The organism is Streptomyces sp. ME02-8801-2C (assembly GCF_033793965.1).
In the GTDB taxonomy this organism is placed as follows: Bacteria; Actinomycetota; Actinomycetes; order Streptomycetales; family Streptomycetaceae; genus Streptomyces.
Window position 1 is genome coordinate 588,306 of the sequence record NZ_JARAXP010000001.1, and the last position, 24,049, is coordinate 612,354.

The 24,049-nt window shown below is 68.4% G+C and carries 12 protein-coding genes and 1 pseudogene; 5 read left to right on the forward strand and 8 right to left on the reverse strand.

The annotated features are described in order from the left end of the window. The first annotated feature begins 21 nt into the window (after positions 1-21). Positions 22-1,350 carry a class I SAM-dependent RNA methyltransferase gene (locus tag PV396_RS02610; protein WP_319199922.1) on the forward strand — a complete coding sequence of 443 codons (1,329 nt, stop codon included), beginning with the start codon at positions 22-24 and terminating at the stop codon, positions 1,348-1,350. 202 nt (positions 1,351-1,552) lie between these two features. Here the strand turns inward: PV396_RS02610 and PV396_RS02615 are convergent. Beyond that, positions 1,553-2,216, reverse strand: a pseudogene (locus PV396_RS02615) (nucleotidyl transferase AbiEii/AbiGii toxin family protein). 876 nt (positions 2,217-3,092) lie between these two features. On the opposite strand from PV396_RS02615, the gene pglW reads away from it, so the two are divergent. Further along, positions 3,093-7,481, forward strand: a complete 4,389-nt coding sequence (pglW, locus tag PV396_RS02620) for a BREX system serine/threonine kinase PglW (protein WP_319199923.1) — start codon at positions 3,093-3,095, stop codon at positions 7,479-7,481. 39 nt (positions 7,482-7,520) lie between these two features. On the opposite strand, the gene PV396_RS02625 is transcribed toward pglW, so the two are convergent. Genes PV396_RS02625 through PV396_RS02635 form a run of 3 tightly spaced genes read right to left on the reverse strand, consistent with a single transcriptional unit; the run spans position 7,521 to position 10,959 of the window. Further along, complete coding sequence (locus PV396_RS02625; protein ID WP_319199924.1) at positions 7,521-8,966, reverse strand: hypothetical protein; 1,446 nt, start codon at positions 8,964-8,966, stop codon at positions 7,521-7,523. Beyond that, positions 8,963-10,360, reverse strand: coding sequence for a KGGVGR-motif variant AAA ATPase (locus PV396_RS02630; RefSeq protein ID WP_319199925.1), 1,398 nt, complete (start codon positions 10,358-10,360; stop codon positions 8,963-8,965). The genes PV396_RS02625 and PV396_RS02630 overlap by 4 nt, the downstream gene beginning before the upstream one ends. Beyond that, the gene (locus PV396_RS02635; protein ID WP_319199926.1) at positions 10,357-10,959 is read right to left on the reverse strand and encodes a hypothetical protein; all 603 of its coding nucleotides are present in this window, start codon (positions 10,957-10,959) and stop codon (positions 10,357-10,359) included. The genes PV396_RS02630 and PV396_RS02635 overlap by 4 nt, the downstream gene beginning before the upstream one ends. A 96-nt stretch (positions 10,960-11,055) precedes the next feature. Here PV396_RS02635 and pglX point away from each other — a divergent pair, with 96 nt between their 5' ends. Next, positions 11,056-14,772, forward strand: a complete 3,717-nt coding sequence (pglX, locus tag PV396_RS02640; RefSeq protein WP_319199927.1) for a BREX-2 system adenine-specific DNA-methyltransferase PglX — start codon at positions 11,056-11,058, stop codon at positions 14,770-14,772. Positions 14,773-14,820: 48 nt separating this feature from the next. On the opposite strand, the gene PV396_RS02645 is transcribed toward pglX, so the two are convergent. Next, on the reverse strand, positions 14,821-15,012 hold the full coding sequence (locus PV396_RS02645; protein WP_319199928.1) for a DUF397 domain-containing protein: 192 nt from the start codon (positions 15,010-15,012) through the stop codon (positions 14,821-14,823). Next, positions 15,009-15,884: a helix-turn-helix transcriptional regulator gene (locus PV396_RS02650; RefSeq protein WP_319199929.1), complete on the reverse strand. Its 876-nt coding sequence runs from the start codon at positions 15,882-15,884 to the stop codon at positions 15,009-15,011. The genes PV396_RS02645 and PV396_RS02650 overlap by 4 nt, the downstream gene beginning before the upstream one ends. A 208-nt stretch (positions 15,885-16,092) precedes the next feature. Between PV396_RS02650 and PV396_RS02655 the strand changes: the two genes are divergently transcribed. Together PV396_RS02655 and PV396_RS02660 are read left to right on the forward strand one after the other, a co-directional pair. Further along, the gene (locus PV396_RS02655) at positions 16,093-16,563 is read left to right on the forward strand and encodes an ATP-binding protein (RefSeq protein WP_319199930.1); all 471 of its coding nucleotides are present in this window, start codon (positions 16,093-16,095) and stop codon (positions 16,561-16,563) included. A gap of 156 nt (positions 16,564-16,719) precedes the next feature. Next, entirely contained in the window at positions 16,720-17,019 is a 300-nt protein-coding gene (locus PV396_RS02660) for an NIPSNAP family protein (protein ID WP_319199931.1), read from the forward strand. Between the two features lie 15 nt (positions 17,020-17,034). On the opposite strand, the gene PV396_RS02665 is transcribed toward PV396_RS02660, so the two are convergent. Beyond that, on the reverse strand, positions 17,035-20,577 hold the full coding sequence (locus PV396_RS02665) for a WD40 repeat domain-containing protein (protein WP_319199932.1): 3,543 nt from the start codon (positions 20,575-20,577) through the stop codon (positions 17,035-17,037). A gap of 136 nt (positions 20,578-20,713) precedes the next feature. Then, a complete protein-coding gene (locus PV396_RS02670) occupies positions 20,714-23,974 on the reverse strand; it encodes an AAA domain-containing protein (RefSeq protein ID WP_319199933.1) in 3,261 nt (1,086 codons plus the stop codon). Positions 23,975-24,049 lie beyond the last annotated feature (75 nt).

The window sequence follows — 24,049 nt, forward strand, 5'->3', positions numbered from 1 at the left end:
CATCCCTGGAGTCACCCCGCCATGCAGGCAGAACCCAAGAAATCGCTGGTGGGCCAGGAGTACGAGGTCGAGGTCGGTCCCGTCGCGCACGGCGGCCACTGCATCGCCCGTACGGATGAAGGGCAGGTGCTCTTCGTACGGCACACGTTGCCCGGTGAGCGCGTCGTGGCCCGGGTGACGGAGGGCGAGGAAGGGGCGCGGTTCCTGCGCGCGGACGCGGTGGAGGTGCTGACGGCTTCCAAGGACCGGGTCGAGGCGCCCTGTCCGTACGCCGGCCCCGGCCGCTGCGGCGGTTGCGACTGGCAGCACGCCAAGCCGGGCGCACAGCGCCGCCTCAAGGGCGAGGTCATCGCCGAACAGCTCAAGCGGCTCGCCGGCCTGACCCCGGAGGAGGCCGGCTGGGACGGCACGGTGATGCCGGCCGAGGGCGACAAACTGCCGCCCGGCGAGGTGCCTCAGTGGCGTACGAGGGTGCAGTACGCGGTCGACGCGGACGGCAACGCCGGTCTGCGGCACCACCGTTCGCACGAGGTCGAGCCGATCGAGCACTGCATGATCGCGGCGCCGGGCGTCAGCGAACTCGGCATCGAGCAGCGCGACTGGGCCGGGATGGAGTCCGTCGACGCGATCGCCGCGACCGGATCACAGGACCGCATGGTCATCCTGGAGCCCAAGCCCGGCGCCCGCCTGCCCCTGGTCGAGCTCGACAGGCCCGTCTCCGTCATGCGCGTCGAGGAGCACGACGGCGGTATCCATCGTGTCCACGGCCGTGCGTTCGTGCGCGAGCGGGCCGACGGGCGTACCTACCGGGTCGGCAGCGGCGGCTTCTGGCAGGTCCACCCGATGGCGGCGGACACGCTGATGAAGGCGGTCATGCAGGGCCTGCTCCCGCGCAAGGGCGACATGGCCCTCGACCTCTACTGCGGCGTCGGCCTGTTCGCGGGCGCCCTCGCCGACCGGATCGGCGACAAGGGCGCGGTCCTCGGCATCGAGTCGGGCAAGCGCGCGGTCGAGGACGCCCGGCACAACCTGGCCGCCTTCGACCGTGTCCGCATCGAACAGGGCAAGGTCGAGGCGGTTCTGCCGCGCACGGGTATCACCGAGGTCGACCTGATCGTCCTGGACCCGCCGCGGGCGGGTGCGGGGAAGAAGACGGTCGAGCAGCTGGTGCGGTTGGGGGCGCGGAAGATCGCGTATGTGGCGTGCGATCCGGCGGCGCTGGCGCGGGATTTGGGGTACTTCCGGGATGGGGGGTATCGGGTGCGGACTTTGCGGGCTTTTGATTTGTTTCCGATGACGCATCATGTGGAGTGTGTCGCGATCCTTGAGCCGGTAACCAAGGGGGCCTGACCTGCGATTTCGTCGACGGCTGGGTGGTTCGACCTGGTTCCGGTCAGCCAGCAGGTTGAGTTGGTCGGCTTCTTGTCTTCGGTGTTCTGAGCTGCCGTTTTTCGTGATACCGGCGACCAGGCTGGCAGCGGCTCCACTTTGCAGCCCAGGAAGGTTGACGCTCAAACGATGCTTGTCCTGAGCGCTTGACAGAAGCTTCCGGTCAGTCGACGTCCGGCTCTTCGGACTCGCCAGGAAGCAAGGTCGCAAGGGCGTCGGCCCAATTCAGGGCCCAGGCGCGTAGCGCAGTGATGGTGGAGTCGTCGAGTCCGTAGGAGGCGAAAGCCTCGTCGTCCTCCACTCGGCGCCCGTGAAGGCTGGCCTGCGGGTCTCCCCGCTCGAAGCGGCCACGAGCGTCTCCACGACCGAATTCTTTGAGGCCGGCCGTGCTCCAGCGGCGGGAAGCTGCGAAGACGTCGATCAGGTCGTGGGGGGCTCCACGGTCGGCGAGGGCGCGGACCTTGGTCCCGATCACGTCTTCCACCGAGAGGACGGGTCCGTACGGGCTCTGGCGGCCGGTCGCCAGAAGATCTCCTTGAGGATGTCGACCTCGCACTCCCGTCGGTGGCCGGGTCAAACACGGTGAAGCGGGCGGACAGAGGGGCGGTCTTCAGTGTCTGCACCTGCCAGCCTCGGGTTTCAAGACCGTTGCGGAGCGTGGCCGCGCTTCGGCCATGGGAGGAGGGTTCTCGGTGGCGACATCGAGGTCCTGGCTCGGGCGGTTCACCAGATGGTGTGCCCGGACGGCGTATCCCGGTGAGGACCAGCGCATACGGAGAACCAAGCGCGATCACATTCGCCAGAAGCCGCGCGTGCAGTTCCGGCAAGTCACGCGGCTGGCCGGGCGCGGGAGGCGAGTTGGGGGAAGACAGCACCGGCCACAGCTGGGACGCGGGTCCTGATTGAGGTATAGGGACAGGTCGTCACTCAGGCCCTCGTGCAGGACGGTGCGGTACAGACCCATTTGCTGGCGCGGCTTGCTCAGGTCGTACGAGTTCATTGCGGACCAGGCCACATGCAGGGGCGGTCTACGACTCCCTGCGCGGGGCCGTGCAACTCGTCCAGGGACTCCGGCACACGGCGCCGAAACTTTTCCCGGTACAGCGCGAGGTCCTCGGCGTATGCCCCGACCGGTCTTTCGGCGCGGACACTTGGGGCTGTGGGCCAGCGGCCATAACCCCCACTTTGGCGGGCTCGAGCGGCAGCGCGGACCCATGCTGTGTGGGGCGGCGGGAGCTTTCTCGTAGGCGCGGACCAGGGCCGGACGCTCGCCTGCCGTTCGGCGGCCCCCTACGACATGCTGGGCGCGCAGCGTGGAGTACCGACACTCTGGCCGAGGTTGACCACCAGGTGCCCATTGGCTGCCGCTCAGGGGGCATTGGACGCCTCAGCAGCTCGTCCGTGACGGAAAAGAACGGAGAGGGGACGACAACTGTTTCTTCTGTATCCGGAGCAGCAGCGCGTACTCCGTCCGGAGCCAGGTGAAAGGCCGAGGGGCGGGAAGCCTGAGCAATTCGTGTCTGCTGGCTCCTGGGCTCAATGGCATTGACGTCATTGCTCGTTTCGCCTGAGCGAATCGCTCTGTCAGTCCATGGCGGTAGGCTCCACCAGGGCATTTGGTGGGCCTTGGGTGTCGAGTGGCGAGGGAGACCGGCGCAGTGGCAGTAACGGGAGGGGACCCGGCGCGGAGGTCCGGATCGGCCGTGCCCAAGCCGGGACCGGCGAAGCCCGCTCAGCAGTGGTTCCAGGACCGTCCCTCTCCCTACTCCTGGGAACAGGAGGCGCTCGACCACGTCAGGCGCCTCATGCCCGCGGCCGAGCCCTACCGCGCCTGGGCGACCTTTTCCTTCACGGCCCAGTCGGGCCGGGTCAACGAGTGCGATCTGCTGGTCGCCGTCCCCGCCGGCCTCTTCCTCGTGGAGATCAAGAGCCATCCCGGCGAGCTCCGCAACACTGGCTCGACCTGGAACTTCCGCGGCGACGACCGTGTCCGCACCATCAACAATCCGCTGCACTTCAACGACCTCAAGTCCAAGGAGCTGCGCAGCCAGCTCCAGTGGGCGGCCCGCAAGCTCTACAAGACCGACCGGATGGTCCCGCGTATCGAGCCGGCCGTCTTCCTGTCGGCTCCCGACCTGGTCAGCCACCTCGACGACGTCCAGCGCCTCCGGGTGTACGGGCGTGACGACGGCGGCAGCGGCCTGAGCCGTATCTGGCAGGACTTCCTCGGTCTGCCGCCCGACCGGCCTGAGCGGCGCATCACCGAGGAGTTCTCCCGGCACCGGCTTCCGCAGCTGCTCAAGACCATCGGCATTCGCCAGTCCACCGGCCATTTGCGCTTCGGTGACGCCTGGAAGATGGAACCGCACCCCCTCGACGCCGGGGCGTCCTGGGAGGACCGTCTCGCCAAGCGGGACGACGGTCTCGCCCAGGAGGAGGGCCGCGTCCGTATCTACCTGGTCAGCCAGGGCGCGACCGACACGGACCGGAAGTCCACGCAGCGCGCGGCCCGCCGTGAGTACCAGGTGCTGCAGGGCATCACGCACCGGGGCATCGTCGACGCCGTCGAACTGCGCGACCACGAGGGCGGCCCGGCGATCCTCTTCCGCCACCGCCACTCCGACCTGCGCCTGGACCAGTACCTGGACACCTACGGCGGCAGACTCACCCCCGAGATCCGCCTCGACCTCGTCCGCCAGCTCGCCGAGGCCGTTCGCCACGCGCACAGCCGCTCCCTGTACCACCGCGCGCTGGCGGCCCGTTCCGTGTACGTGTCCTTCCGCGGTGAGGGCGCCCATCCGGAACTGCGCATCACCGACTGGCAGACCGCGGCCCGGGACTTCGACAGCAACGCCACGTTCTTCCGGTCCATCGGCGGCTCGGCGCTGGACGCCGCGCTGATCGAGGACGCGGCGCACGTCTATCTCGCCCCGGAGACCGACCAGCCGTTCCCGGATCCGGGGGACCTGGACATCTTCGGTCTGGGCGCCATCTCCTATCTGATCCTGACCGGCAAGCCACCGGCCCCGCAGCGCAGTGTCCTCAAGGAGCGGCTGCGCACCGAGTCGGGCCTGCACCTGTTCGCGGTCGCCGACGGTGTCTCCGACGCACTCGACGCCCTGGTCTTCAAGGCGACTCGGGCCGATGCCAACGACCGGCTCAGTTCCGCGGAGGAGTTCCTGGACCTCCTCGACGAGGCGGAACGGGCGGGTGTCGTCCCCGACTCCGCGGCCGCCCCCGTCGTCGACCCGCTGGAGGCGCTCCCTGGTCAGGCTCTGGACACCGAATGGTCGGTGCGCAGGGTCCTCGGCACGGGCGCCACGGCACGCGCACTGCTCGTGGAGCGTGCCGTGGAGGACGACGACGGCACGATCCGGGTCGAAGAGCGTGTCTTCAAGGTGGCGCTCGACGAGCAGAAGGCCGACCGGCTGCGCGCCGAGGAGCGCGCCCTGAAGCTGGTCGGTGGCGGCGCCGTGGTCCACCTGCGCGGCGAGGGCCTGCGGGAGTTCGGCCCCCGTACCGTCCTGCAGCTGGAGTACGCCGGTGAGCAGTCCCTCGGCGCCCGGCTGCGCGGCAAGGGGCAGCTCAGCTACGACGAACTGGAGCGGTTCGGCGAGGACCTGTTCCTGGCCCTCGACCAGCTTGCCGCGAACGGCGTCCGCCACCGCGACATCAAGCCGGACAACCTGGGCATCCAACGGCGCAAGGACTTCACCTGGCAGCTGAAGCTGTTCGACTTCTCGCTGACCGACGCCTCCGACCGCGATGTGAAGGCCGGCACCCGCGGCTATCTCGACCCGTTCCTCGGTTCGGTGCGCCGGCCGCACTTCGACGACCACGCCGAGCGTTACGCCGCGGCCGTCACCCTGCACGAGATGGCGAGCGGCGAGCGGCCGCTGTGGGGCGACGGGCGCATAGACCCGCTCACCAACGAGTCCGCCGAGCTGAACCTCGCCGGTGAACTCTTCCACCGGCCCCTGCAGTCCGGCCTGACGGACTTCTTCCAGCGCGCCCTGCACCGCGACATCGAGCACCGCTTCGACACGTTGCGGCAGATGAAGGACGCCTGGCAGAAGGTGTTCCGGGACGCCGACACGGACCGGCCGCCTACCACCCCGTCGACCGTGGGCTCCGAGGCGGAGGACGCGGAGCAGGCACGGGACCGCGCGGCCCTGGCCGCCGACGCCGATACGGAACTGGAGCTCGCCGGCCTGTCCCCGCGCGCGGTCACGGTCGCCGCCGGTCTCGGCGCCACCAAGGTGGGCGAGCTGCTGGAGATCCAGCCGTCCGTCATCTCCAAGGCCCGGGGCGCAGGACCGCTGGTGCGCAAGGAGCTGAACCGCCGCCGCAACCAGTGGGGGGCCGCACTGCGCGGCAGGACGGCTGGGGCCGCCGCCGTACGCAGGGCTGCCGCTCCCGCGAAGGGCGGGGAGCCGGAGCCGGGCGTCACCGGCATCCTGTCGGTCGACGACATGGCGGACCTGCTGACTCCGCCGCCCGGCCGCAAGAACTCGCACCGCGCCGACGTCGTACGCCTCACCCTCGGGCTGCCGACCGAGGACGGCGGCCTCTCACCACTGGGTCCCTGGCCCGTGCAGGCGCGGATCGCCGAGCATCTGGGCATCAAGCAGCCGCCGGTCTCCCGCCACCACCGCGCCGAGATCAAGCGGTGGGCGGAGGCCGAGTGGCTGCGGGCGGTGTGCACCGAACTGGTCGAGATCGTCGGAAACTTCGGCCGGGTGATGACCGCTTCGCAGGCCGCTCAGGAACTGCGCGCTCTGCACGGTGCACAGGACGACACCCCTGAACGTGTCCTGGCCCGGTCGCTGGCCGTCGTCCGCGCCGCTGTCGAGGCCGAGACCCGTGAGGAGGAGGGGCACGAGCCCCGGCTCGCCGTGCACCGGCACGGCGACACACTGTTGCTGGCGTCCGAGTCGCTGCCGGGCACCGACGACCCGAACCCCCGCGAGCTGGCCGACTACGCCGCGGACCTCGGCACGAGCGCTGAACAGCTCGCCCGCCGAGAGCCTCTCCCTGGCCGCGCCGAGGTGGTACGCGAACTGCGCGCGGTGCCCGCGCCGGAGGGCTTCGCGCCGCTCGCCGACACCCGCCTGGTGCCACTGGCCGCCGCTGTGGCACCGCTGGTGGAGTGCAGCCCCCGTCTTGAGCTGTACCGGCGTGACCTGAGCCTGGAGCGCGCGCTGCGCATCTCACAGGCGGGGGCCGGGGTGCGGGCCGACCGGGGTATCCCGGCGACCGAACTCGTAGCCCGGGTGCGAGCCCGCTTCCCGGACCTCGACGTCCTGGCAGGCGGTCGTGAGCCGACTCCCGTCGTACTGGAGGACGCACTCCAGGCGGCCCGCTTCGACCTGCGGCACGACGACGAGGCCGGACGTTTCTACCCCCCGGCGCCGAGGTCGACCGGCCCCTGGACTTCCACCGGATCGCACACCAGCATGCTGCCCCCCGTCCGCGTTCACGCGCGTCGCGTGCCCGACGACCCGCACGGCGCGCTGCGCGAGCAGCTCACCGAGAGCGTCCGCCGAGGTGGCTTCCTCGCCCTGACGGTCAAGGCCGCCCGCCTGCCAGGCACCGCGGAGACGATCGCAGCAGAGTTTCCCGTTGTACCGGTCGACCTCGGGGAACTGTTCCTGCGCGAGTTCAGACGGCTCGTGGCGGAGAAGGGCCAGGACTGGCAGGTGGTCCTGCGCGCCGACGCCGCCTCCGCCCCCGGCCGTATCAAGCCGGGCCTGGCCACGTTCGTCCGCGTCGTGTGGCAGCGCGTCGCCGAGCTCCTGGACTCCCGCTCGTCCGAGCCGCGCACGGTCCTCTTCCTCCATGACGCGGGCCTGGTCTCCCGCTACTGGGACGAGGGCGGCCGTACGTTCCTGGTCGCACTCCAGGCCGCCGCCCGCCTTCCGTCCAAGGGCCCGCACGGCCTGTGGCTGCTGTGCCCGGTGGAGTCCAGCACCCAGGATCCGCATCTGGACGGCCACACGGTCGAGGCGCTGCGCAATGACGGAGAACTGGCCTACCTGGACGGCGAGTTCTTGAAGCAGTCCGCGTCGTCGATTGGCAGCAGTGCACTGTGATGGGGGCTCACGTCTCCGCAGGACGGCTGCCGTCCGCCGTCACACGGGCATACGGGGGACGCCGCCCCTGCGGCTGATGTCGAAGGCGAGACGGTAGATGTCGGGCAAATCGACGGTGTCCGTGCCCCGCCTGGTCACGACGCCGAGGTCGTCGAGCTCCTTGAGGAGTGCCACGGGATCGTCGATATTGTGCGGGCCGCTGCCTCCCTTCTCGCTCTCCAGCAGGGCCCGCACCTTCGAAGTGAGCGATCCGACGTGCCAGGCGTAGTGCACGGTGGTCGCCTCCATCGGGACCTGCTCGCCTTCGAGTTGCTCGACGGCGAGCGCGGCCCACCCGAGGTCGTCCTTGAGTTCGGCCACGCGGACGGCGGAGGCGGTGCTGAGGCTTTCGGAGATGGCGTCGTAGTGCAGGGGCACGGGATGCCCGGCCCAGCGCTCGCCCGTCAGCCGCGCCGCCTTGCCCAGGCTGGACAGCCAGGTGCGCGGGCTCACCTGGGCTTTGCCGTCCTGCAGATGGTTCGGAATCCAGGTGTAGGTGTGGCCCTTGCGGCGGTCCTTGCCCATGAACGGCCCCGCCAGGGTGATGAAGACCTGTTCCTGCCGCTTCTGGTCGGCTAGGAGCGCCACCGGGGGCAGATACCGTCCGTCGCCCTCCGCGTGCCACTCTCCCGTCGCTTCGCGGAACTTCTTCGCCTCGGGACCGTCGTGGTTGCCGAGTTGATGGAAGAGGAGCCCGTAGAGGTTCTCGCGACTCCAGTTGAGGTTGGTCGCGTTCGCGCCGAGTTTGGAGGCGTCCGCGAACGCCTTGGGCGCGCTGTCGTACATGTCCGGCCGTACGAAGATCTTGGCGCGCAGTGTTCCGGTGGTGAGGCGCAGCTCCAGCGCGAGCTGGAAGAGTCCCGACAGCAGGAGATCGGCCTCACGACGGTCCGTGTGGAGGTGTTCCAGCCCGTCGAAGAGCAGGACCAGCGTCTCCTTCTTCTCCCGCGTCTCCCGGTCGGCCCGGCGCAGCGCGTCGCCGTAGGCCTCGAAGTTCTCCCGTGTCCAGCGGACGCGCTCGGTCCAGTTGGCCAGCTTCCGTACCTCGGGGTTGCCAAGGACGTTCAGGATCACGGCGGACCACAGTTCGTCCGGCTTGACACCGGCAGCGACGAGACCACGGATGGTGCGTGTGTCCGGGAACGCGGGGTCGTTGCTCCGGTCGGTTCCGAACCCTGTGCGCACCTCGGTGCGTTTGAGCCGAGGCATCATGTACGCGTCGGCGGCGACCCGGCGCAACTCCGGGTCGGTGAGCGCCTTCGCCCAGCAAGTCTTGCCCGTGCCCCGGAACCCCCGCACGACGGTGACGTCCGGGTCCAGGGCGAGGCGGTGCGACGACGGAGTGAACAGGGTGCGGAAGTCCGGCCCGGCGGTGTCGGCGTCGGTCGGCGCCCCGAGCGCCTGGGTCAGCAGGGCACGGTAGTCGTGAACGGTCGGCTCGCTCATGCCGTCTCCTTGCGGCGCGGCAGCAGAAGGCGTTCGACGGAGGTCACGAAGGTCCGGTACGCGGCTTCCACGAACGGCAGCTCCGGCCAGGCGCGGCTGCGCAGCGGGTCGAGCCCGACCAGGTCGTTGCCGAAGAGGATGGGGATGGGGGCGTACGGCCTGTCGTCCTCCTCCCAGTCGGGGGCGAGGAAAGGCTCGGCGTCGTCGTCGCCGTCGTCCGGCAGGTTGTACAGCGTCTCTGTGAACACGTCGTACGCGTGTTTGCGCAGGATGCTGAGCCGCCGTATGTCCCCGGCGGAGTGGAACATCGCGGCCACGATCCTGATCCGCTCCCGCAGTTCGCGTGCGCGTTCCGGCCGCCGCTGCCACTCGGAGAGCAGCATCCGGTAGCCCTCCCATGTCGAGGGGTTGTCCACGGCGAACAGCAGGGCGAGTCCGCTGAGTCGGGTCAGGACGACCGCCGCGATGTCGTGAATGCCCGCGCGGCTGTCCAGCAGTACGACGTCGGGCTTACGGGACAGCTCGGCGACCTGGTCCTCGCAGGCGGCGATCGCGTGCTCCAGGCGCACGGCGAACGGGCGGGGGGACCCACCTGGTTCGGCCGCCGGGAGGTCGCTGTAGATGCGGTTGAGTTTGGCGAGGTAGTCGTACTGTTCGTTCTCCAGTGGCCGGCCCCCTGCCGGTGCCAGCCACACCTCCCCGTTGCCGGTGTAGGGAAGAACCGAGGTACGGGCGACCAGCTCCAGGCCGTCGGCGTTGCCGACTCCCGCCTCCACCAGATGGTCGACGATGCCGTGCCGCGGCATCCCCGCAGGGTCGGCGAGCAGGTTGGAGACGCCCGGTGACTCCAGGTCGAGGTCGACGACGAGCACACAGTGGCCCTGGTCCGCCAGATACCGAGCCAGGACGGTCGTCGCCGTGGAGCGGCCCACCCCGCCCTTGAACCCGTACAGCGCGACACGCCGCTCCTGCCGGGTTTCCGCGGTGGCCGCCCGGGTGTCGTCCTCGCCCTCCGCCTCCGGGCCCTGGAGCCAGTCCGTACCGACGACCGTGCGTTCGAGGACGGCGACTCTGCCGACACCGTCCTCCCGGGGAGTGACCTCGGTCAGCTCCGGTACGTCGAAGAACAGTTCGGGGGCGAAGAGCGCACTTGCCGTCTGCGTCGGTTCCAGGCCGGTGAAGGGCCGGGTGGCCTTGATGAACTCCGTCCGAATGGAGACGAGTTCGGGATCGTCAGGTGCGAGGGGCTCGGCACGGTCGTCGATGAGGAGGGACGCCCGGCCCAGCAGGTCGCGGGCCAGCACGATGTCTCGTCCGCCCTTGGCGGCCTGAGCGGCGAGGGCGAGCGCGGCCTGCCACGCCGCGTCGAAACGGGCTGGCTGTTCGGTGGTCATGCGAGGGTGCCGGTTCCTAGGATGCGGGCCTGCTCGTGAGCGGCGATGAGGTCGTACGCGGCCTGCAGATGCCGTGCGAGATCGGCTTCGGTGATCGTGGTGCCGTCGCAGTATCGCCCGGCGACGTGCCAGTCGTGAAACGGGTTCTGCTGGATCAACTGCATGAAGCCAGGACCGGCTTCGCGGCCCTTCCTGCGGTTGGCGATGGCACTCAGCTGCCCCCACAACTCGGGCAGGTGCTCGTGCAGGTATTCCTTCTGGTCCTGCTTCTTCGCCTTCTGCCCGGGGGCGGCCGGCGGGGGCGTGACCATCAGCTCGGGGCTGTACGGTCGGCTCTTCTGATTGAGCTGGGAGCCGAGGTAGTCGAGCAGGATCGCCTTGATCGCGCATTCCGCCGAAAGGCCCGCGAGATGGTCGGCGGATATCGGTAACCGGTTCCCGGCGGCCAGCTTGGCGGTGTGGTAGTGGTTGCCGCTCGCCGTCCTGAACGCCGGAGGCGGGGCAACGGAGGGGGTCGGAGCCGTCACGTCGATCACTTTATCGGCGTGATCGCCGTGCAAGAAGGTGTTTGCGCCTGACAGCCGCCCTGCGACCGTCATGTTCTGCCTGGCAGGATTGGGACTCTGAGCGCGGACGAACGTGGCGGCGGCAGGAGCCGCGAGGGAACGTGCAGTGCATCGAGAAGGAAGCGGAACGTGACGGACGTCAAGGCTGGTGTGGACCGGGCGGCTCTGCTCAAGGATCTGAAGCGGCAGGTCGCGGCCCTGGAGGGCGATCTTCGGGCGCGTACCGAGTCCGTGGACGAGATCCGCGTTCGCCTGGAGGCCGAGTACCGGCACGCCCGGGAGGCTCGGCGCACGGCCGCACCGTACGGGGCGTGGCGCGACGAGCGGGTCACGCAATCCGCTGCGGCCTGGGTGCTGGCCTGCGTGTTCGTCCGCTTCTGTGAGGACAACGGCCTCATCGACGAGCCGTTCATCGCGGGCCCGGGGGAGCGGCTGGCGGAGGCGGAGGCCCGGCATGAGGCGTTCTTCCGGGACAACCCGACCAAGAACAACCGCGACTGGCTGTTCGCCGCGTTCGACGCCCTCGCCGCGGCGAACGACACGGCCGCCGGCCTCTTCGACGAGGCCCACAACCCGCTGTGGGACATCACCCCGGGGTACGAGGCCGCGACCGAGCTGCTGTCGTTCTGGCGGCGGTGGGGCGCGGAGGGCGAGATCCGCTACGACTTCACCGACCCGGAGTGGGACACCCGTTTCCTCGGTGACCTGTACCAGGACCTGAGCGAGCACGCCCGCAAGACGTACGCGCTGCTCCAGACACCGGAGTTCGTGGAGGAGTTCATCCTCGACCTGACATTGGAACCGGCGGTTTCGACGGACGCGTTCGGCCTGAACCCGGTGTGGAAGGACCCGAACGGGGAGGAGCGGCGGGGGCTGCGGACCATCGACCCGGCCTGCGGGTCCGGTCACTTCCTACTGGGCATCTTCCACCGCCTGTTCGCCAAGTGGCGCGCGGCCGAGCCCGGTACGGACGTGTGGACGCTGGTACGCCGGTCCCTGGAGTCCGTCCACGGCTGCGACAAGAACCCGTACGCGGTGAGCATCGCCCGCTTCCGGTTGCTGGTTGCGGCGATGCGGGCTGCGGGGGCGGGGCGGTTGAAGGACGCGCCGGCGTTCCCCATCAATGTGGCGGTGGGGGACTCGTTGCTGCACGGGCGGGATGCGGCGGGTATTCAGACGGACCTGGACACGTTGTTCGCGGAGATGTCGGTGGGGCGAGAGGAGGGGGCGTTCGCGTACTCGACGGAGGATGTTTGGGAGTACGCGAAGCGGGTGGATTTGCTGGGGCGGGGGTCTTATCACGTGGTGGTGGGGAATCCGCCTTATATTACGGTTAAGGATAAGCAAGAGAAAGAGAACTATAAAAAGGGCTATGATGCCTGTATTGGTCAGTATGCCCTTTCTGTTCCCTTCGCGCAACGGCTCTTCGGCTTGGCGATAAAGGGTGCCGGTGGAATGGTCGGCGGCGGCGGATTCGTTGGGCAGATCACTGCCAACTCTTTCATGAAGCGGGAGTTCGGAAAGAAGCTGATCGAGGATTTTTTTTGGGAGCGTGCCGAGCTGTCCCATGTGATTGACACCTCCGGTGCCTATATTCCAGGGCACGGAACCCCCACGGTGATCCTCGTGGGGCGCAATCGAGTTCCAAGTGAGCGGAATGCCGTGCGAGCTGTGCTTGGGCTGCGGGGTGAGCCGCAACAGCCCACGATTGCCTCTCAGGGGACTGTCTGGCAATCCATTGTCAATCTGGTTCGTCGGCCAGGTGAGGCCTCGGAATGGGTGAGTGTCGATGACTTGCGGCGCACGCAACTCGCAGATTTCCCGTGGTCTTTGAGTGGCGGCGGTGCAGGTGCCCTGATGCAACATCTCAACGATGTGCGGAGCGCTCGGCTCGGTGACCGTGTAGAGAATATTGGTTTTTGTGCGGTTACGAGGGAAGATGATGCTTATTTGGTAGGACGTGGTTTCGGGCAACGTAGAGGGTTTTCGGCTGGTCAGGCTCGACCAATTCTTGGTGGCGGTGATGTTCGAGACTGGAACCTCGGCCCTGGCACCGAGTCGATCTTTCCATACTCGGATTCTTCGCGCTCAGCTGAGGGCGATGCCTTGACTCTGCGGGAGCTCTGGCCTAATCGGACGCTTCTGAAACTGCGCAAGGCGCTTTCTGGAACACAGGAAGAGCAGGGTTTGGCTTGGTACGAGTACTCCAGTTTTTCGCCGCTACGTTATTGGGCCAAGTGGCTGATCAGCTTTCCCTTCGTTTCGACCCACAATCACTTTGCGCTTCGCCGGAATTCGGAGGTGTTCATTCGGACTGCACCTGTGATCAGATTGCCGGACAATCTGGGGGAGGATGAGCACTTGGAGTTGTTGGGGGTGTTGAACTCTGCGACGGCTTGTTTCTGGCTGAAACAGGTAAGTCACGACAAGGGAAGTCAGGGAGTCAACGAAGGTTTCAAATCCCAAGAGTGGGAGCGATTTTACGAGTTCACGGGAACGAAGCTTCAGGAGTTTCCTCTGCCACAGAGGCTGCCGCTTGAGCTTAGTCGGGAGCTGGATGTCCTAGCCCAGGAGTTGGCGGGCCTTGAGCCCAACGTCGTATGCCAAGCGGGCGCCCCTTCTCGGGCCTTGCTCGACGAAGCGCGTGCCGACTATGTCTGCAAGCGAAACAGCTTGATCGCCCAGCAGGAAGAGCTGGACTGGCAGGTGTACGGCCTATACGGACTGCTCAGCGCGTCAGACGTGGGTCGTAGCGTCGCGACCACCCAAGGCGTCGTCCCTCCCGAAGTGGCACTTGGTGAGCGCGCCTTCGAGATCGTGCTCGCGCGCAAGGTGGCCGCCGGTGAGGCCGAAACCGCCTGGTTCACCCGGCATGGTTCCACGCCCGTCACGGAGATCCCCGCTCACTGGCCCGACTGGTACCGCGACATCGTTCAGGCGCGCATCGACATCATCAACGCCCGCAAGGACATCGCCCTCATTGAGCGCCCCGAGTGTAAGCGCCGCTGGTCTGCCGAGCCGTGGGAGAAGAAGGAACGCACCGCGCTGCGAAATTGGTTGCTGGACCGGTGCGAAGCGTCCACGCTGTGGTCCGAGGTCCGGGACGGGCTCAAGCGGCCCCGCCCGATGACCGTCAACTACCTTGCGGACCAGCTCAGTACGGACGAGGAGTTCGTCTCCGTCGCCGCGCTCTACGCCTCCGACCACCTCGACAAGCCGGACCTGCCGCTCGCGCAGGTCCTGACCGAGGTGATCGCCGACGAACACGTGCCCTACCTCGCAGCCATGCGCTACAAGGATTCCGGTCTGCGTAAGCGCGCTGACTGGGAAGAGGTCTGGCAGCAGCAGCGCGAGGAGGACCGTACGGGGCAGCGGCTCAACATCCCCGTACCACCCAAGTACACGTCCGCCGACTTCGCCCGCGTCTCCTTTTGGTCGAACCGCGGCAAGCTTGACGTGCCCAAGGAACGGTTCATCTCATACCCCGAGGCAGGACCCGACAGCGACTCGACTCTGATGCTCGGGTGGGCTGGTTGGGACCACAAGGACCAGGCGCAGGCACTCTTCGAACTGCTGGCGGCCCGCACAACGCGCGACGGCTGGAGCTCCGAGCGGATCGTTCCGCTCCTCGCCGGCCTCGATGAGGTCATGCCGTGGGTCAAGCAGTGGCACGGCGAGTACGACGACGAGTGGGGTGACGTACCGGCCGACGAGCTGGAGGCGGAGTACGAGAACCAGCTCCGCAAGCATCAGGCAAGTGCCGAGGACTTGAAAGCATGGCGTCCGGTGCGGAAGACGCGTGGCCGCAAGGCGGCGGCGAAGCAGCCCCCGTCGGACGTGGAGTAGGCGTGCCGTGTTCGGTGGGACAGCGGCAGGCGCTGGCCCACCGGAAGTTCAGATGCGCGAGTCGGACGCCAGTGTCGTGAACGCCGACCAGGCCTCGCGGGAGACGGCCAGGGACTGCCTCACGGTGTCCTTCGAGTCCCGGACAAGAACGACGCTGGGGCGTAGTGCAACCTCGATGCAGTTGTCACCGCCACCGCCGCTGTAGCTGCTTTTGAACCAGGCCAACTCGCTGGTGCTCATAGCGCTCCTCGCATCTGCTCCAGCAGGCTCACCGTGGCTTGATGGCTCAGAGCCTGCGAGCGCATCTTGCCATAGCGCTGAAGCATGTGACTTACAGATTTCGGGTCGCTGATGAGCATGCTGGTGCCGTGGCCCTCGACGTAGCCGACCCAGCTGTGATCGGCAGTCTCAGCAAGGTACATCTCGCCCTCGAAGCCCGAGTGTTCCTCTTGGAGCAGGGGCATGACCTGAAGCTCTACGTTGCGGTACCGGCCGACTGTGATGAGGTGGTCGAGGAGAGCCTTCGTCACGGCAGCCCCTCCCATGCGGCGCTCCAACAGTGCCTGTTCGAAGACGAAGCTGAACGTCGTGTTGGGACGATCGATAAGAAGTTGCTGTCTGGCCAACCGCGCCATCACTTGCCGCTCTGACTGCTCCTCGGTGAGCGGAGGAAGGTAACGGTCGAAGAGAGCTCGAATGTAAGGCTCGGGCTGCAACAGGCCTGGAATGACTCGGCTTTCATATGCGTACAGCGAAAGGGCTTCCTCTTCGATCGTGGCCCACTGCAAGAACCACGACGCCAGCCCCGCCTTCCGAGTCAGACTCTTCGCCGCCGCTCTCAGTACACGCCCCGCGACCGCCCCCAGCGCCTCCTCCGACCGGTCCAGCAGATCCCTCGGCGGAAACCGCTTCCCCTGCTCGATCTTGGCGATGTACGCGGCCGAGTACCGTACCAGCGGCGCGAACTGTTCCTGCGTCAGGCGGGCTTCCTCCCGCAGGGCCTTGAGGACCGCGCCGAACGTCTTCAAACTGTCCGACAGTTCCGGTTCGCAACCCCCGCCCTGCCCGGCGCTGGCCCCGCCCGCCCCGCCGCCGTTGTCGTCCGTCGCCATCGCAGCCGCCTTCCTCCGTGCCGCCGGGCCGTACCCGCGACCGCCCGAACCCGTGCCGTACCGTGCGTCGTCCGCGCTGCGCCACGCCCCGACCGACCCATGCTCACGTACAGCGACCGACCCAGTCCAGTGAGTGAACCAGTACAACGCGATCTGTATCAGCGCCGGACCTGCCGAAGGGGCCGCAACTCCCCGCAGGCTGGCCGGCATGCCAGCCCCACACACCCAAACCCCCACCGTCGTACGAACGTTCGCGCAGCGCTTCTCTGCCACCCGGCGCGGTGCCCGCCTCGCCCGCCTGCTGGCGGCGCACCAGCTCGCCGAGTGGGGCCACCCCCACGGCACCGAGACCCACGACACCGTTGTCCTCGTCGTAGCCGAACTCGCGGCGAATTCCGTCCTCCACGGCCGCGTCCCCGGAAGGGACTTCGGCCTGTCCCTGTCCCGCGACGAGAGCCGGGGCGTCCTCCGGATCGAGGTGACCGACACCCACCCCGCCCAGCCGGTGCGAAGGACGCCAGGCCCGGACGAGGACCAAGGCCGTGGCCTGGTCCTCGTCGACGCGCTCGCCGCCCGATGGGGCGTCTGCGATCGGGTCGGCCCGGGCAAGACCATCTGGGCCGAGTGCGCCATGCGCCTGGGCTTTGAGGCGTCGGGTACTCGACCACGCGCCGATTAGGCGCCGGCACCTGGCCCCGCGCGCCGGTGGGCGGGGTCCCGAAGGTCGGGGGCTGGGCTCCTGGGCACGGAACGCGGCTGGGAGTCGATCACCCGGGACGCTGTTGCGCATAGCCTGGGTGCTCACGCCGAGCCTTGCCTTGGGAGGGACTTCCGGATGCCCAGAACTACCCAGCTGCGCACCTACACCGTCCGTGACGGCCTGCTCGACGAGTGGGTTGAGCGGTGGCGCGAGGAAATCGTCCCGTTGCGACTTGAGTTGGGGTTCACCATCGGTGGGGCGTGGGTCGACCGCGAGCGTAACCAGTTCGTCTGGCTGATTTCCTACGACGGTCCGGAGACGTTCGCCGACCGTAACGCGATGTACTGGGCGTCACCCGCTCGCGAGGCCATGAACCTTGCCCCGGACGACTACCTGCTGCACACCGACGACCGCACGGTCGAAGTGCAGTACTGACCGCAGAGGCGGGGACTATGAAGGAGGGAGCGGCGGCAGCAGGTGCTGACGCCGTTCCTCCTCGCTCAGCGTGCGGAAGACCCGTCCCCGGGCGTGTGCTTCGAGCCGGTCGAAGTCGGGGTCGGCGGACCACACGCGGGCTGTTCCGTCGTAGGAAGCCGTGAGCAGCCTCGTACCGTCCTGTGACCAGGCGGCCGACGTCACTTTGTCCTGGTGGACGCCGACGATCGCGATCTCCTCGAAGGTGGCGGAGGACCACACCCGTACGGTGCGGTCGTCGGAGCCGGTGGCGATGAATCTGCCGTCGGGGGACCAGGCGACGGCGCGGACCCGCCCCTCGTGGCCTTTGAGGACATCGATTCGGCGTCCTGTGGCCACGTCCCACACCGCGGCCGTCCAGTCGCCGGAGGCCGTCGCGACCCGACGCTCGTCCGGCGCCCAGGCGACATCGTCCACATAGTTGTCGTGGCCGCGCAGCACGGTGAGCTGACGGTTCTCGCTGACGTCCCACAGCCGACAGGTGCGATCGTCGGAGGAGCTGGCGAGCATCCGGCCGCTGGGTGACCACGCGATACGGCCGACCCAGTCCTGGTGCCCGGTGAGGGTCTGCAGTTCGGTACCTCCCTGCGCCGAACGGATGCGAACGGTGCCGTCGTGCCCGCCGGTGGCGATGCGGCGGCCGTCCGGGGACCAGGCGCAGGCTTCGACCACCTCGCCCCGGTGTTCGAACTGGACATTGCCCGCATCGTCTGTCACACGGAAGACGCCGTCATTGGTACTGAGAGCGAGCCGGTTGGTCTGTGGCGACCAGTCCACGCTCCAGACCCGGTCGCCGAACGGCGCCGTACGCCCCGTGGGAGCCCCGATGGCCGCGTCCCACACGCGCACGGTGCCGTCGTCGGAGGCGGTGGCGAGACGGGCTTCATCGGGGGACCACACTGCCTGGTTCACGGGCCCGGTGTGCCCATGGGCGAGTACCTGCTCGGCTCCTCGCGGCCGTAGGTCCCACACGATTCCAGTGCCGTCGGTCGAACTCGTGGCCAGCTGTGTGCCCGTGGGTGACCAGGTCACTCCCCAGACGGTGTCGGTGTGGCCACGCAGTACGGCCAGGACCTTCGCGTCCTCGGTGCTGACGACGCGTACGGTCTGGTCGGACGAGGCAGAGGCCAGCATCCGACCGTCCGGGGACCAGGCCAGACTCCATACGTAGTCGGTGTGTCCGCGAAGGAGGAGCCGCAGGTCACCTGTCTCCGCGTCCCAGATGCGGGCGGTGTGGTCGCCGGATCCTGTGGCGATGGAGCATCCGTCGGGAGACCATGCGATGCCCTCGACAAAGTCCGAGTGGCCGGTCATGGTCGTCGCAACCGTGCCTGTTGCCAGGTTCCAGACGATTGCTGTCTGGTCGTGAGAGACGGAGGCGAGTCGGGTGCCGTCCGGGGACCACGCCACGCCCCAGACGTCGTCGCGATGTCCGCGCAGTTCGTGTACGAGTGTGGCTGTTTCGGCTTCCCAGACGCGTACGACACAGTCCTTCCACGTGGCGGCGAGATGTCTCCCATCGGGCGACCACGCCACCTGCCTGCCGGCCTCCACTGGCCCGGTCAGCAGCCGGACGGGAGCGCCGGAGGTGGCGTTCCATATCCGGACAACGCAGTCTCGGCCCGCAGTGGCGATGTGCGAGGAGTCGGGGGACCAGGCAACCGACTCCACCATGGCACCGTCGGAGGGGAGGACGAGCAGGGCCTGTCCGGAGCGGGCGTCGAAGACCCGGCCAGTGCCGTCCCGCGACGCCGTGGCCAGCCGCTGCCCGTCGGGGGACCAGGCGATGTGGCGGACCGTGTCCGTGTGTCCGTCGAGCCGGATACGAAGATGGCTGGACGCCAGCGCAGTCATCAGACCCCGGCGAGCCGACGGCGTCGGAGTGCACTCGTCGAGCGCGGTGAGCGACAGGAGAATAGCTCGCTCCGGCTGGGTCTCCGCGCTGCCGAGCACCTGCCGACCGATGCTGTCGGAGACCCGGCGAAGGAAGGCCTGATCACGTCGCTGGGAAGAATGGACGAGTGCTCGTGCCGGACCGGAGGCTTGCCCCGCCTCTTCCAGCGCTGCCAGCCAGCTTTGTGCCAGGGACAGTCGTTCCCCGGTCAGCAGGTAGTCGTCGCTGCGTCCTGAATGCTCCCAGTCCTCGGCCCACCGCTCCAGCTCGGCGCGTTCGCGCAGCCGCTCGACACGTGCTTCGACCTCTTGCCTCAGGGGAGCCCACCGGCGGAACAGCGCCTCGTGCGTCACTTCGGCATAGGGCTCCTGGCCGGACAGTGCGTCGCCGCCCGCGCCGGACCGCAGCAACCGCGCATCTACGAAGGCATCCACGACATGGCGCTCCCGCTCGTCGAGCTCGGACAACGGCACACGCCGACGGGCCACTTCCTGCCCCTGGACCGTGACGAATCTGAGGAGCACTCGGAGTACGTGGTCGATTCCGTCCCCCGGACCGAGCTCCGCGACAGTGTTGTCCGCCTGCCGCGACAGAGCGCCTGCCACACCGCCGAGGCGGCGGTACAAATCCTCGGTGACCGTCTCTCCCGGGCCGGAGGCGAAGTAGAGCTCCTGCAGGAGATAGGCGAGCAACGGCAGGGCATCGTCGGTACCCGTCTCGTCCACGATCGTGTCGACCACGCCAGGAGCGAAGGAGAGATCCACCAGCGCTCCAGGGCGCTCCACCACCTGAGCCAACTGGCCTCTGCTCAACGTTCCGATGGTGATGGGGTGCTGGACGACCTCGGCGTGCCCAGTGCCAAGGAGCCGCCCCAGGAAGTCGACCCGGAGTGTGGCCAGTACGTGGATACCGGAATCCTGTTCCACACAGGAACGGAGCGCTTCTAGGAACTGCGCCCGCTCCCGTTCGCCGGCGAGAGTGACCACCTCCTCGAACTGGTCGATCACAAGCAACGTCCGACGGAATCGGCCGTCGCGAAGCCTCGACAACTCCGTACCCAGCGAACCCGGGCCCTGGCGCAGACGGCGCAGGACAGCGCTCACCGGTTCCTGCCCTCCACCGGCTGCCACGATTGTCGAAGCCAGGGCGCCGAGGGGGTTCGGCCCGGGGGAGAAGGCGGGCAGGACCGTCCAGCGCCGGTCCCGCAGTCGCGGCATCACACCGGCTCTGACCAGCGAGGACTTTCCGCTGCCTGAAGCTCCGACGAGCACCAGAAACCGGTCGGCAGGCCGCTGTGGCGAGGTGTGCAGCCTGCGCGTCAATTCGGCTGCCTGCGCCTCTCTGCCGAAGAAGACCGCCGCCTCGTCCTCCACGAAGGCGTCAAGACCGGGGTAGGGCACCCGATCGCGTGGCCATTGCACCGGCGGCGGCGCGGGATTCTCCAGCCGGTACACGACGACTTGCCCGACCACCATGGCGACGATCAGCAGGCCGATGGCGGGTACGGACGCCCGCTGAATGGCCTGGAACAACCAGGGCGCGTCCTCCGTACCGGTGGCGTAGTTGGTAGCGATGCCGAGCAGGCTCGCGACAAGCACCAGCATGATCTGCAACGCAAGTTGCATGCGATGCCTCATGAAGCAGCTACCGATACGTCGTCGTTTCCCCGCAGCACTGCACGTCCCCCTCAAGCCGCCGCAAAACATCATCGAACGTGGCGAAGTCGATCTCAACAGCATGTGACAGAACAAGCCACGGTCCTCAGCGCCTGCCACCACCCAACCGAATGTCCTGATTCCACGCGTCGCTCCTGCCATTCGCCCCCGTCTTGCACACCATGTCGTAACAGCGCCAGAACCAGGTGCTGTTCTTCCGGCGGCGCAGTTCGATGCTCGTGCCGCCGCAGCGGGCGCACTTCGGCGGGCGGGTGAACAGCTCGGCGTGCTCGTGTTCCAGCAGTTTGCGGGCGAAGTGGCCGCCGCGCATCGTCAGCATCACCTCGCGGGTCCAGGACTGGGACAGGGTGTTGAGGCTGCCGATCATCACCGTCTGCTCGTCGATCACCGCGATCTTCTGGTGCATGACGTTGACCGGGATGACTGTGTGGACGACGGCCCGGAGGTCGGCGATGAGGCTCTGGTTGGCCGGGCGGGCCTGGAGCTGGTCCGTGTCGTCGCGGAGGAACACGGTGACGCGTACGCCGCGTTCGGCGGCGTCGCGCAGCAGGGGCAGGATGCCGCGTACGCGCTTCGCCACCCAGGGTGCCCACAGCCACAGCGAGGCACGGGCCTTGCGGATCTCGTCCTCGAACGTGCTGAAGAAGGTCAACTCGTCGTCGATGCCGGTCACTTCGACATGCCTGGCCAGGACATCGGCCAGGGCCGCGCCGAAACCTCCCAGGTTCCGTTCGTTCTCCTGGGGAGGCGTGATCAGGTGGTTGGCCCGCAGCCGCCGTACTCCGTGGGTGTTGACCAGCGCGGCCAGGTGCGCGAAGACCGTGCCGTCCTTCGCGGCTTCGATGCGCTCCCAACTGCCGATGACATAGAGGCGGGTCTGGGCGCGGGTCGCCGCGACATTGAACAGGCGCACACCGTCCCGCAGCCAGTCGGAGGCGCCCGGCCCCCGGTGCGCCATCGACATCCACAGGTCCCTGCCGTCGGCGCCCTCGACCGTGTCGAAGACGACGACGGGGAACTCCCGCCCCTGGAAACGGTGTGCCGTGCCCACCTCCGCGAGCGGGCCGCCGCCGCTCTCCACGTCCCGCAGGGCCTCAAGGGTCGCGTCCGACTGGGCGCCGTACGGCGTGACGATGCCCGTCTCCTCACCCTTCGCGCGGTGGTACTCCACCAGCGCCCTGGCGATCAGCGACCCGGCCGGCCACCAGCCGCTGCGGCTGCCCGTCAGGTGGGGCCTGGCCAGTTCGTGGAGCCCGTCGGTGTCGACGATGACGATCTCGGGGTCGTCCTCGGGCCTGGGCGCCGCGGTCTGCTTGCCGCCCTCCAGCATTCCCCCGTACGCGAGCGAGTTGGCCAGCCGCATCACCGCCGGACCGAAGCGGTGCTGCTGGACGAGGGCGACGCAGGCCGGATGACGTCGCGCGTCCTCCGGGTCCCGTATACCGCAGTGCTGGAAGACGTCCGGGAGCAGCCAGCGTTTGACGTCCGGGCGGTCGAGGTCCTTGAGCTGCGACTCGATGACCGGGCCGAGCTGCATGAAGTCACCCAGCAGGACGGCCGTGCGGGTCGCCTTCGCCGTCGCGAGGATCACCTCGGGCAGGGTCGCCGCGCCCGCCTCGTCGACCAGGACGACGTCGTACGGGCCCTCGAAGACCGCCTTGTTGGTGCGGAACCGGGCGAGGGTGGTGGCCACCAGCCTGGCGCCCTTGATGATTTCGCCCTGGGCATTGCGGGAGAGGCGTTCGTACTCCTCCTGGACCTGCTGGAACTGCTCCTCCAACGAGGCTCGTTGGGCGGCGTCGGCTGTCACCTGGGGGCGTAATCGCTCGGCGCGGGCGTGCCCGGTCGGCCAGTTCTGCCGCTCGGCGAGGGCGGTCAGCGCCGCTGCCTCCTGGGCGCGGAGTACAGCCTTCTCCAGGCGGGTGGCTTTGTCGCGGCGGGCGGTCACGAGTTCCAGGGCCGACTTGACGGTGGACTGCGCCAAGGTGAGTGCCTGCTCCAGCGTGTTGATCTGCTGAGGGGTGTGGGCGATGCCGGCGACAAGGGCTGTCACCTCGGTCTCCAGCGCGGTGATGTGCGCGTTCGCCGTGATGCGTGCGGCCTTCGCCGCACGGCGCTCGCGGGCCGCGTCTTCAGCCGTGATGGCCAGCTGATCGCGGATTTGCTGCCGTTTCTCACGGGCGCGCCACCGTGCCATGGAGCCCTTGGCGTCGAGTTCCTTCGCCTCTTCCCGCAGATCGCGGAGGTAGTCGTCGGTCATCAGGACGTCGGCCTCCTTCCGCTCCGCTGCTCTGAGGATGCGGGTCTGCTCCTTGCGCAGACGGTCGACCTCGGCCCACCCTCGGCGCGACGCCTCCGCCTCTTCGCTGCGCCGCCGGGCCGTCTCCGCCGCTGTTCGCACCGAGTCCCGTAGCGCCACGGCCTCCTCCGCCAGAGCCGCGGCCTCGGTCGCCCTGTCCTGCACGGAGACCGGATCCTGGCCGGGCGTGCGCAGCAGCTTCAGCGCGTCGAAGTACGCCGTGGGATCGAAGCGCACGAGTGCCGTGTCCAGCGCGGCCAGTTCCGCCGCACGCGCGCGGATGCCCACCAGCGCCGCCTCGATCCGGCTACGGCGCTCGGCCGTCTCCGCGAGACGCTCGCGGACCATGAGCGGCAGCGACACCTCGGGGTTGTCGGCCACCTCCCGCAGTTGCGGAGGGCCCACCCGCACGACGTCACCGGGGCCGTGCCGGTTCTCCTTCACCACGCCCAACAGGGCGTTGTCCACCGCGATGTTGGTGGCGGAGACCAGCAGCACACGCTCTCCCCGGGCGATCAGGTCACCGATGGCCCGCTTCAGAACCGTCGTCTTGCCTGTGCCCGGCGGACCCCACACCAGATGGACACCCTGGCCGAGACACGCGCGGTAGGCATCACCCTGGGCGGGATGCAGCCCGGGAGGGTCGGGATCGGGGGAGGATGTACCGCCGATCGAGCCGGCAGCCAGCGCGTTCGCCAGCGGGGCCTCGCCCAGCCCCGCGATGCCGTCGCGCAGAGCCTCGACGAGGAAGGTCGGCGGCTGCTTGAGCATCCACAGATACGGATCCTTGAGGTCGGCGAACTCGGCGACCTTCAGCGTGAGCAGAGAGCCGTTCTGTACGGTCTCCGAGACCGAGAAGCCCTTCGTCTCGATGCCGTCCGGATCCGGGCCCCCGAGGCGCACACTGTCCAGTTGGTCCGGTCCGATGTCGGAGCCGCGCACGTCGACGGCGTACCAGCCGTCCTCCCCGGTGCGGACCGCGCGCCCGACCCGCTGCCAGCGCGGCCGTTTACCCGTACCGCCCATGATCGTGACCAGTTCGCCCAAGGCTGTAGCGATCTCCTCGCGCCACCCCACCTGCCGTCGCCCCCGCTCCCGTTCACCGACGGATCCCGCGCAGAC

Bases quoted from the DNA above. Each gene is read 5' to 3' on its own strand.
- PV396_RS02650 (WP_319199929.1), bottom strand. From the start codon at position 15,884: ATGGCGACGGACGACAACGGCGGCGGGGCGGGCGGGGCCAGCGCCGGG.
- PV396_RS02630 (WP_319199925.1), bottom strand. From the start codon at position 10,360: ATGACCACCGAACAGCCAGCCCGTTTCGACGCGGCGTGGCAGGCCGCG.
- PV396_RS02665 (WP_319199932.1), bottom strand. From the start codon at position 20,577: ATGCAACTTGCGTTGCAGATCATGCTGGTGCTTGTCGCGAGCCTGCTC.
- PV396_RS02660 (WP_319199931.1), top strand. From the start codon at position 16,720: ATGCCCAGAACTACCCAGCTGCGCACCTACACCGTCCGTGACGGCCTG.
- PV396_RS02610 (WP_319199922.1), top strand. From the start codon at position 22: ATGCAGGCAGAACCCAAGAAATCGCTGGTGGGCCAGGAGTACGAGGTC.
- PV396_RS02635 (WP_319199926.1), bottom strand. From the start codon at position 10,959: ATGACGGTCGCAGGGCGGCTGTCAGGCGCAAACACCTTCTTGCACGGC.
- PV396_RS02645 (WP_319199928.1), bottom strand. From the start codon at position 15,012: ATGAGCACCAGCGAGTTGGCCTGGTTCAAAAGCAGCTACAGCGGCGGT.
- PV396_RS02655 (WP_319199930.1), top strand. From the start codon at position 16,093: ATGCCAGCCCCACACACCCAAACCCCCACCGTCGTACGAACGTTCGCG.
- PV396_RS02625 (WP_319199924.1), bottom strand. From the start codon at position 8,966: ATGAGCGAGCCGACCGTTCACGACTACCGTGCCCTGCTGACCCAGGCG.